Origin of the sequence: Sphingobium phenoxybenzoativorans, from assembly GCF_001757355.1 — a bacterium.
Taxonomy (GTDB): Bacteria; Pseudomonadota; Alphaproteobacteria; order Sphingomonadales; family Sphingomonadaceae; genus Sphingobium; species Sphingobium phenoxybenzoativorans.
The window spans coordinates 1-9,700 of sequence record NZ_MINO01000103.1 but is presented as its reverse complement, the minus strand read 5'-3'; the positions used below and the strand labels follow the sequence as shown (position 1 = coordinate 9,700).

11 protein-coding genes are annotated in these 9,700 nt (G+C 65.1%); 4 read left to right on the top strand and 7 right to left on the bottom strand.

Going from position 1 to position 9,700, the window contains the following annotated elements; genetic code table 11:
* Both BHQ40_RS22775 and BHQ40_RS22770 read right to left on the bottom strand, forming a co-directional pair.
* The coding region (locus tag BHQ40_RS22775; RefSeq protein ID WP_070158047.1) for a DUF4126 domain-containing protein at window positions 1–358 on the bottom strand (358 nt) is incomplete at its 3' end.
* The gene (locus BHQ40_RS22770; RefSeq protein ID WP_070158046.1) at window positions 355–789 is read right to left on the bottom strand and encodes an OsmC family protein; all 435 of its coding nucleotides are present in this window, start codon (window positions 787–789) and stop codon (window positions 355–357) included. The genes BHQ40_RS22770 and BHQ40_RS22775, both read right to left, overlap by 4 nt.
* Before the next feature lie 226 nt (window positions 790–1,015).
* Here BHQ40_RS22770 and BHQ40_RS22765 point away from each other — a divergent pair, with 226 nt between their 5' ends.
* The gene (locus tag BHQ40_RS22765; RefSeq protein ID WP_070158045.1) at window positions 1,016–1,381 is read left to right on the top strand and encodes a PRC-barrel domain-containing protein; all 366 of its coding nucleotides are present in this window, start codon (window positions 1,016–1,018) and stop codon (window positions 1,379–1,381) included.
* 92 nt (window positions 1,382–1,473) lie between these two features.
* Here BHQ40_RS22765 and maiA read toward each other — a convergent pair whose 3' ends face one another.
* Window positions 1,474–2,094, bottom strand: a complete 621-nt coding sequence (maiA, locus tag BHQ40_RS22760) for a maleylacetoacetate isomerase (RefSeq protein WP_070158044.1) — start codon at window positions 2,092–2,094, stop codon at window positions 1,474–1,476.
* 5 nt (window positions 2,095–2,099) lie between these two features.
* A complete protein-coding gene (locus BHQ40_RS22755) occupies window positions 2,100–3,542 on the bottom strand; it encodes a hypothetical protein (protein WP_139139439.1) in 1,443 nt (480 codons plus the stop codon).
* A 238-nt stretch (window positions 3,543–3,780) separates the two neighbouring features.
* On the opposite strand from BHQ40_RS22755, the gene BHQ40_RS26360 reads away from it, so the two are divergent.
* Both BHQ40_RS26360 and BHQ40_RS22750 read left to right on the top strand, forming a co-directional pair.
* A complete protein-coding gene (locus tag BHQ40_RS26360; protein WP_171905936.1) occupies window positions 3,781–3,957 on the top strand; it encodes a DUF6771 family protein in 177 nt (58 codons plus the stop codon).
* A 54-nt stretch (window positions 3,958–4,011) separates the two neighbouring features.
* On the top strand, window positions 4,012–4,785 hold the full coding sequence (locus BHQ40_RS22750) for an N-formylglutamate amidohydrolase (protein WP_070158042.1): 774 nt from the start codon (window positions 4,012–4,014) through the stop codon (window positions 4,783–4,785).
* Here BHQ40_RS22750 and BHQ40_RS22745 read toward each other — a convergent pair.
* Window positions 4,772–5,749 carry a bile acid:sodium symporter family protein gene (locus tag BHQ40_RS22745; RefSeq protein WP_070158041.1) on the bottom strand — a complete coding sequence of 326 codons (978 nt, stop codon included), beginning with the start codon at window positions 5,747–5,749 and terminating at the stop codon, window positions 4,772–4,774. The genes BHQ40_RS22750 and BHQ40_RS22745 overlap by 14 nt on opposite strands.
* 228 nt (window positions 5,750–5,977) lie before the next feature.
* Here BHQ40_RS22745 and BHQ40_RS22740 point away from each other — a divergent pair, with 228 nt between their 5' ends.
* Entirely contained in the window at window positions 5,978–7,156 is a 1,179-nt protein-coding gene (locus tag BHQ40_RS22740; protein ID WP_070158040.1) for an MFS transporter, read from the top strand.
* 199 nt (window positions 7,157–7,355) lie between these two features.
* Here the strand turns inward: BHQ40_RS22740 and lpdA are convergent, their stop codons facing one another.
* Complete coding sequence (gene lpdA, locus BHQ40_RS22735) at window positions 7,356–8,756, bottom strand: dihydrolipoyl dehydrogenase (protein WP_070158039.1); 1,401 nt, start codon at window positions 8,754–8,756, stop codon at window positions 7,356–7,358.
* A 120-nt stretch (window positions 8,757–8,876) separates the two neighbouring features.
* On the bottom strand, window positions 8,877–9,700 hold an 824-nt coding region (gene odhB / locus BHQ40_RS22730; RefSeq protein WP_070158038.1), incomplete at its 5' end, for a 2-oxoglutarate dehydrogenase complex dihydrolipoyllysine-residue succinyltransferase.

Sequence of the window (9,700 nt, the reverse complement as noted above, 5' to 3'; positions counted from 1 at the left end):
GGGCGGCCGCGCCGCCATAGGTGCCGATGATCGCGCCGACGATGCCGAGCACCGCGCCCGTCGCAAGCGCGCCGCCAGACGCCCCGATCGCTGCGCCGCTAAGGCCGCCGAGCAGGAGGCGCGCGCCGAACTGCTGCGGCACCTTGCGGCTGGGGGTGGAGGGAAGTTGATCGGTGATCAGCTCCACCACGGCCAGCGCGGTGAATATCCAGGGCGTGAAGCGGTATCCCAGAAAGGCCAGCCAACTGCCGGACAGGTCGATCAGCCCAAGCTGCGCGGCCCAACTGATCGCGGCCGGGGCCATCATCGCGCGCAGCCCCGCGATGACCCCTATGGCGAGCGCCAGCCCCAGGATCATGACAATAGTTCCGCGTCCAGAGTGATCTCCGCCGCCTTCAGCAGCTTGGATACGGGGCAGTTCGCCTTCGCCTTGGCGGCAAGCTCCTGGAACGTCGCGTCGTCCGCGCCGGGGATCTTCGCCTTCAGCGTCAGGGCGATGGCGGGGATGGAAAAGCCGCCCTCGCCCTGTTCCAGCGTCACGACCGCCGTCGTATCCATTTTCTCCGCCGTCAGGCCGGCTTCGCCGAGGATCAGCGAAAGCGCCATGGTGAAGCAGCCCGCATGCGCCGCGCCGATCAATTCCTCCGGATTGGTGCCGGGCTGCCCCTCAAACCGGGCCGCGAAGCCATAGGGATAGGCGCTCAGGGCGCCGCTCTGCGTGGAGATGGCGCCGCGTCCGTCCTTCAGGCCGCCGACCCATTCGGCCGATCCCTTGCGATGGATTTTCATAAGATCGAACTCCTGCTGATGATGAGAGGATGCAACGCGGTTTCGCGCATTTGGTTACGGCCTGTCCGGGGCGACTCGCCTTTCCCGCTGCGCGTCCTGTCCTGAGGCCGGAGGATTGCCCAGCCGCCGTGCCAAATCAATCGCTTCCGTAACGATGGGAACAGCGCCGCCGCGCTTCCGTTAACCCAGGCATAAGCAAATCCCGTTGCGGGAAAGAGAGGACCAGATGACCGATGTTGCAAATGACGAAACGTCCACGCTGATCGCCTCCAACAAGGTGGAGGGCACGGCGGTCTATAACCGGCAGGGCGACAGGCTGGGGTCGGTATCCAATTTCATGGTCGACAAGCAGTCGGGCAGCGTGCGGTACGCCGTGCTGTCGTTCGGCGGCTTTCTGGGCATGGGCAAGGACCACTATCCGCTGCCCTGGTCGATGCTGTCCTACGACATCAACAAGAGCGGCTATGTGATCGATCTGGACAAAAGCCTGCTCGATAATGCGCCCCGTTACGAAAGCGGCCGCGAACCGGATTACAACCGGGATTATGGCCGCAACGTCTATGATTATTACGGGCTGACCTATCCCTGGTGAGGGCGGCCAGGATGCGTGCAGGGCCTTGCTCCCTCTCCTGAAGCGGGAACGGCCTTTTGCGCGCAATCATCGTCCCGCCCGGCTGAACCGGGCTATTCGGCGTCGGGCTGGTTCTGCGGCAGGGCGCGTTGAAAGGCGTCAAGGGTCAGGCAGGCCCGCTCCGCCTCCAGCAGCCGGTCAGGGATCGCGGCGTCGAACCGGCGGGCGTTGAAAAGCTGCGGGATCAGGAAGATGTCCGCCAGCGTGACGGCCGCGCCAAAACAGTAGGGGCCGGGCTGTGCGGCGATCAGTTCGGCGCAGGAGGCCAGCCCCTCCTCAATCGTCTCCCGCGCCCATATATGCGCTGCCCCGGTGTCGCTGAGCGCCTTGACGCGCTTTAGCACCCGCAGATTCTGCACGGGATGGATGTCGCAGGCGATGACCTGGGCAAAGGCGCGGACCTGGGCGCGGGCGATGGCGCCGCCGGGCAGCAGCGGCGGATCGGGATAGCGTTCGTCCAGATATTCGCAGATCGCCAGCGACTGGGTGAGCACCGCGCCCTCCACTTCCAGCGCGGGAACCAGCCCCTGCGGATTGACGGTCAGATAGTCCGGCGCGCGCTGCTCCCCCTTCACCAGATGATGGGGAATATCCTCATAGGCGACCCCCTTCAGATTGAGGGCGATGCGGACGCGGAAAGAGGCGCTGGACCGGAAATAGCCATGCAGTTTCATGGTGGTCAGCCTTGCGCCTGCGCTGGCGCAGGGGCCGCTTCCCGCACCGCCTTCGGCCCGAAGATGCGGGCGAGCAGCGCGAGATAGGCGATCCACGGCGCAAGCCATATCACCCGCGCCTGATAGCGGTCATGCGCGCCCGAAAGCCCGCCGCAGATGAAGGCGTTCACGATGATCCCGCACAGGATCATCGCCACGGCCATGCGCAGCGGCTTGGGGATGTTCCGGTCGAACATGGCCCACAGACATATGAACAGGGAGACGATCGCGATCGTGCGGGTGAATCGGGCGAATTGATAGGCGGGGACCTTCAGTTCGAACGCCCTGGTCTGCGCCGTCTGGTCATAGATGTGGGGCGGCAGGTTGTTCTTGAAGAATCCCCGCTCGATCCAGCCATAGTTGAATTCGTTGAGGCCGGTGCGGTTCATCTGCTTGTAGGCGCCCTCGAAGAATTTGCTGATGGTTTCGAGCGGCAGGTGAAGCACGGTCGCGATGACGAAGCGGGTTTCCTCCGCCGCGAGCTGGCGGCGTTGCGCCGGAGGAATGGCGCGGAATACGCCATCCGCGCTTGACCGGCTCCAGAGGAAATAGTCGCTGGGCAGCGGCAGGCGCGAGATATAGCGGCACAGGAGGAAGCCGTTTTTCGGGCAGGTGTCGCGCAGATAACGGGTGCCGGGGCCATCGGCGGTCAACCGGGCAGTGACGAAGGGCGGGCGGATCGGCGGTTGCCCCATGGCGTGGTCGACGCCCGCGGAGAAGATCGCCTCCCCCGCTATGCCGCTCGACGCCGCGGCCAGCACGATGGCGGCGGAAAGCCAGGGCCGGGGAACCTCCAATATATAATGCAGCAGGATGCATACCGCGACGACCGACAGCAGGATCGGCACATTGGTCGGGTGGAACAGCGCGGCGGCGGCGGTGACGCCGATCCAGAAGGCGCGCCGCCGCCAGCCATCCCGTTTCCAGAACAGCAGCAGCGCCGTCGCGCTGAGCAGCGCAAGCCCGCTGAACAGATCCGGCATCATGAAGGTCGCGAAGAAAGGCAGGGTGGTGCAGGCCAGCAGCATCAGCCCGGCGATCACCACGCCCAGCACGAGCCCTCCGACCCGCAGCGGCACGAAATATCGCAGGAAGGTGACGACGCAGACGCCGGTCAACGCCGCCTGCAATATGGCGGCGGGCCAGAAACCGGCCAGCGCAAGGCTGAGATAGAGGAAGCTGCCATAATAGATCGACCGGCCGAGCATGACCGGCGCGGCTGTCCAGTCCAGCTTCGCGCCGAACAGGCCGTGCGCCAGCGCATTGGCCCCGCCCAGATAGCCGGGCGTATCATAGAAAAGGAAGGGCATCCCGTTGACGAGGGCCGGCCAGAGAAACGCCAGACCAGCCAGCAGCGACAAGCGCCGCCAAGGGAAATCGCGATCCACCGCCGCCTTTTGCCCCATCATAATATCCTGTAGCCCCCGGACTTACGACACCCCACCCCGGCGCATGTCGTTGTCCGTCCGCAATTACCGTAGCCGAGCGCAGCCCGAAGGCAATGGGCGTTTCGACAGGATGATGCCAAAGCGGTCAACTTTTCATGTCATCCGCCGCATGTCCCAACGCGGGGCAATCATCCCGATTAAGCTTTTAACCACAACAGCTTGTCTTGATGATGCCGCAAATATCTGGTGAGGAGGGAGGATGACACAAGAAGAATTGAGCGGGTTGATCGGAACTGTGCTGAGCCGCGCGCCCCAGTGGGTGCGCCATGACCTCTCCTCCTCCGACCCTTCGCTGCGGTCGCGCGCGGAAGAAACGCTGGCGGCGATGATCGCCGCAGGGATAAGCGCGGACCTGGCCGTCGACCACGCCGACTGACCGGCTTGCCGGGGCGGGCTGGACTAGCGCAACGGGCGGGCGCATGCCCGGACCATGGCGCAATACCGGAAAGATTGGCTCAGCCCGGATGATCCGCCGCCGGTGGCGATGGTGCCGGCCGCCGGCGATTCGCCCTTCCTGCTGATCGGCGATCATGCCGGGATCGCGGTTCCTGCCCGGCTGGGGTCACTGGGCGTGTCCACGGCGGACATGGCGCGGCATATTGCCTGCGACATCGGCGTCAGAGGGTTGGGCGAGGCGTTGGCGCGCATGCTGGGCGCGGCGTTCATCCACCAGAGCTATTCGCGACTCGTGATCGACTGCAATCGCGACCCCCGGTCGCCCGAAGCCATACCGGCGGTGTCGGACGGCACACTCATTCTCGGCAATCAGGCGATCGCGCCGGACGAGGCGGCGGCGCGGATCGCGGCGATCCACAACCCCTATCAGGACGCCATCAAGCAGGCGATCGCGCCGGATAAAGCGATGGGGAATGCGAGGGTATTGGTGTCCCTCCACAGCTTCACGCCGGTCATGCAAAGCTTTGAACGGCCATGGGAAATCGGGGTGCTGCATGGCGGCGGGGACGAGCGGTTCGCGATTGCCATGCTGGATGTTCTGCAGGCGCGCGGCGGGATCGTGGTGGGGGACAATGAACCCTATCGCATGGATGGCACCGATCACACGGTGCCGCGCCACGCCTTCGCCACGGCCATGCCCTATGTCGAGATCGAGGTGCGGCAGGATCTGATCGGAGATCCGGCCGGGCAGGACCATTGGGCGGGGATTATCGCCGGGGCGCTGACGGCGGCGTTCAGCCGGATATAGGGCGGGCGTCGGCCTGCGCGCCGAGATGCCGGGCGATCAGGGCGCAGGCGATCAACTGGAGCTGATGGAACAGCATCAGCGGCAGGATCACCTGACCGACGATGGCGGCGGGGAACAGCACGCCGGCCATTGGCACCCCCGTCGCCAGGCTCTTTTTGGACCCGCAGAACAGCAGCACGATCGCATCCTCCCGCGACAGGCCGAGCAGCCGCCCGGCAAGGCGCGTGGCGAACAGGATCACGCCAAGCAGCGCCGCGCTCAGCACCCCGATCAGCAGCACGGTCGCGGGCGGCATCTGACGCCACAGCCCCTCGACCACCGCCGCGCCGAAAGCTGTGTAGACGATCAACAGGATGGAGCCGCGATCGACATAGCCGATCATCCCCTTGTGACGGGCAATGAACCCGCCGATCCACGGGCGCAGAAGATGCCCGGTGACGAAGGGCAGCAGCAGTTGCAGCAGGATCTTCTCAATCGACGAAAGCGACACCGACGCGCCGCTGCTCCCCAGCAGCAGGGCGGCCAGCAGCGGCGTCACGAAGATGCCGAGCAGGTTGGAGAAGGAGGCGCTGCACACGGCGGCGGCGACATTGCCGCGCGCAATGGCGGTGAAGGCGATGGACGATTGCACCGTGGACGGCAGCAACGTCAGGAACAGCATGCCGGTCGCCACCACCGGGGTCAGTCCGGGAAGCGCGCCGATGCCGACGCCAAGCGCGGGAAACAGCAGGAAGGTGGCGCCAAGCACCGCCAGATGCAGCCGCCAGTTGCCCGCCCCCGCCAATATCGCCTCCCGCGACAGCTTCGCGCCGTGGAGGAAGAACAGCAGCACGATGCTGACATCGGCGGCGGCATCCAGCACGCCGACCCACATGCCGCGCGGCGGCAGGACCGACGCCAGCGCGACGGTCGCCAGCAATGCAAGGATATAGGGGTCGAACAGGCCCTTGATATGGTGGCGCATCGGAGCCTTTCGATGGGGCGGAGACATTATGCGAGGTATAAGGCCACCGGTTCTGATGGGCAGGATGACTTCCCCCCGTTCATCCTGAGCGAAGTCGAAGGACAACACTGAGCAGAGCGAAGTGCTTCACTACGTTCAGCAGGGCGCTTCGACAAGCTCAGCGCGAACGGTTTGGGATAAGGACGGGCGCGGGTGGCGATCCCCCTAATCCCACGCTACAGGCGTCGCATGACTGGCCGGCCCAACCGCCATATCGGAACCTTCCTGCTGATCGTCCTCGGCACGGTGCTTGCGCTGGCGGGCACCGACCTTGTGCTGCCCGCGGTGCCGGGGCTGCCCGCGATCCTGGGCGGAGACCTGCCCCGCGCGCAGATGGTGCTGGCCAGCTTCACCGCCGGGTCGGCGGTGGGGCTGCTGCTGTTCGGGGCGCTGGGCGCGCGGTTCGACCAGCGGCGGCTGTTGGCCCTTTCCTTGCTCGCCTATGGTCTGATCTCCGCCGCGTGCAGCATGAGTAATTCCATTAGTATATTGATATTATTGAGATTTATTCAGGGCGCGGCAGGATCGGCGGCGGCGGTGTTTGCGCCCGGACTTTTGCGGAAACTCTATGGCGATGGCGGCGCGGTCGGCGCGATGGGCCTGCTCGGCAGCATCGAGTCGCTGACCCCGGCGCTCGCCCCGCTGTTCGGCCTGTGGCTGCTGCGGCTTTTCGATTGGCGCGCCTCCTTCGACCTGCTCGCCATCCTTTCGATAGCGCTGGCGGCGATCGTCACCGCGCGGCACCGGCACCTGCCGCCGATGCGGGGGCTGGCGACCGGAGGCGGCTATTGGCGGCTGATCGCCGACCCCTGTTTCATGCGCTATGCGATCAGCCATGCCTGCACATTGGGCGCGCTGCTGATCTTCGTGTTCGGCGCGCCGACGGTGTTCACCGTGACGATGGGCGGGACGCTGAGCGATTTCATCATCATGCAGATGACCGGCATCGCCTTCTTCATCGTGATCGCCAACTGCTCCGGCGCGCTCGGCCGCCGGTTCGGCGATGAGACGATGATCAGCATCGGAACAGCCATCACCGCAGCGGGCGGCGTGGCGATGCTGGCCTATGCGATGGCGGGCGGGCGCAGCATCCATGTCGTGTCGGCGCTGTTCCCCCTGCTCAACACCGGGCTGGCGCTGCGCGGACCGGCCGGTTTCCACCGGGCGATCGTCGCGGCGAGGGGTGACGATGCGCGCGGTGCGGCGCTGGTGATCGTGGCGATATTGCTGACCACATCGCTGGGCACGGCGGCGGTCGCGCCCTTCATCGGGCTGGGCCTGCCCGCGCTGGCGACCGGCACCGCGCTGGTGGCGGTGGCGGGGTTGCTGAGCCTGACGCTGCCGAAGCTGGAGATGGCGGCGGGGTAGGCTTTTGGAGCCTGTGTTAGTCAGATGAATAGCGTGCTCCTGCACGCCACTTCCAAAAAAGCCGTTCAGGCTGAGCGAAGTCGAAGCCCTCCACTGAACGCAGTGAAGTGCCTTCGCTTTGCTCAGGTGAACCCTTCGACTTCGCTCAGGGCGAACGGGGATCTTAACAAGAGCAGCCGGCAAATAGCCGGCCACGCGATCAGATGTGGATCGGCTTGCCCGTGACCGCCATCGCCGCTTCCTTCACCGCCTCATTATGCGTCGGATGCGCGTGGCAGGTGTAGGCGATGTCCTCGCTGGATGCGCCGAACTCCATCGCCTGGGCGGCCTGCGCGATCATCGTGCCGGCCGGAGAGGCGACGATCCACACGCCAAGCACCTTGTCGCTGTCCGCGTCGGCGATGATCTTCACGAAGCCGTCCGTGTCCTTGATCGCCTTTGCGCGGCTGTTCGCCAGCATCGGGAATTTGCCGACCTTGACCGCGCCCTTTTCCTTCGCGGCTTCCTCGGTCAGGCCGACACCGGCGATTTCCGGGTGGGTGTAGACGACGGACGGGATGACATCGTGATTCACGATGCCGGTCAGGCCCGCGATATTCTCCGCGACGGCGACGCCCTCATCCTCCGCCTTGTGGGCCAGCATCGGGCCGGGGATCACATCGCCGATCGCCCAGACGCCATCCACCTTGGTCGAGAAGTCGTGACCGGTTTCGATCTGGCCGCGCTTGTTGGTTTCCAGGCCGATCTTGTCGAGGCCAAGCCCGTCCGTATTGGGTTTCCGCCCGATCGCGACCAGAACCACGTCCGCCTCAATGGTTTCGCCAGCGCCACCAGCGGCGGGTTCGACGGAGACCGTCGCCTTCTTGCCCTTGACCGCGACGCCCGTGACCTTGGTGGAGGTCTTGATATCGAAGCCCTGCTTCTTGAACAGCTTGTTGGCTTCCTTGCGCACCTCGCCATCCATGCCGGGCAGGATCTGGTCGAGGAATTCGACGACCGTGACCTTTGCGCCCAGGCGCTTCCACACCGAGCCAAGCTCAAGCCCGATCACGCCGCCGCCGATGACGACCATATGCTCCGGCACCTTCTTCAGCGCGATGGCGCCGGTCGAATCGACGATGATGCCCTTGTCATTGTCGACCGCGACGCCCGGCAGCGGGGTGACGGACGATCCAGTGGCGATGATGATATTCTTCGCCGTCGCCTTCTTGCCCGCAACCTCCACCGTGTGCGCGTCGACGAAGGTGGCGAGGCCCTTCAGCCAGTCGATCTTGTTCTTCTTGAACAGAAATTCGATGCCGCCGGTCAGGCCCTTTACCGCGTCATCCTTGTCAGCAAGCATGGTTGGCAGGTCGAGCTCGACACTGGCCAGCTTCACGCCATGCTTGGCGAGCGCGCCCGAGGACGCCTCATGGAACAGTTCGGAAGCGTTCAGCAGCGCCTTCGACGGAATGCAGCCGACATTGAGGCAGGTGCCGCCCAGCGTCTCCCGGCTTTCCGCGCAGGCGGTCTTGAGACCAAGCTGCGCCGCGCGGATCGCGGCGACATACCCGCCGGGGCCGGAGCCGATCACCAGCACATCATAGTCGAAGTCAGCCATAAAAATCTCCGTTCGCCCTGAGCCTGTCGAAGGGCTGCACTTACTTTTTCGCCCTTAGCAGGAAGGACAGGGCTTCGACAGGCTCAGCCCGAACGGGATATAAGACAGCTATATTACGCCTTACAGGTCGATCAGCAGGCGGGTCGGGTCCTCGATCGCGTTCTTGACCGCGACCAGGAAGGTCACGGCTTCGCGGCCGTCGATCAGGCGGTGGTCGTAGCTCAATGCCAGATACATCATCGGGCGGACGACGACCTGGCCGTCGCGGACGACCGGGCGGTCCTCTATGCGGTGGAGGCCAAGCACGCCGGACTGGGGCGGGTTGATGATCGGGGTCGACATCAGCGATCCGAACACGCCGCCGTTGGAGATGGTGAAGGTGCCGCCCTTCATGTCATCCATGGTCAGCGCGCCGTCCTTCGCTTTCTTGCCGAAGTCGCCGATGGTCTTTTCGATCTGGGCGACGCTCATGCTTTCCGCATTGCGGATGACGGGCACGACCAGGCCGTTGGGCGCGGAGACCGCGACCGAGATGTCGGCGAAGTTGTTATAGACGATCTCGTCGCCCTCAATCTGGGCGTTGACGGCGGGCACGTCCTTCAGCGCCATGCACACGGCCTTCGTGAAGAAGCCCATGAAGCCGAGGCGGACGCCATGCTTCTTTTCGAACAGGTCCTTATATTTCGCGCGCGCTTCGATGACGGCGGTCATGTCGACATCGTTGAAGGTGGTGAGCAGCGCGGCGGTTTCCTGCGCGGACTTCAGCCGCTTGGCGACGGTCTGGCGCAGGCGGGTCATCTTCACCCGCTCCTGCGCGCGGCCGGGCGCGGAGGGCGCGGCAGGGGCGGAAGGCGCGGAGGCGGATGCGGGAGCCGTGGACGCCTTGGCCGTGCCAGCGGCGACGGCGGCGGTCACATCGTCCTTGGTCAAGCGGCCGTCCTTGC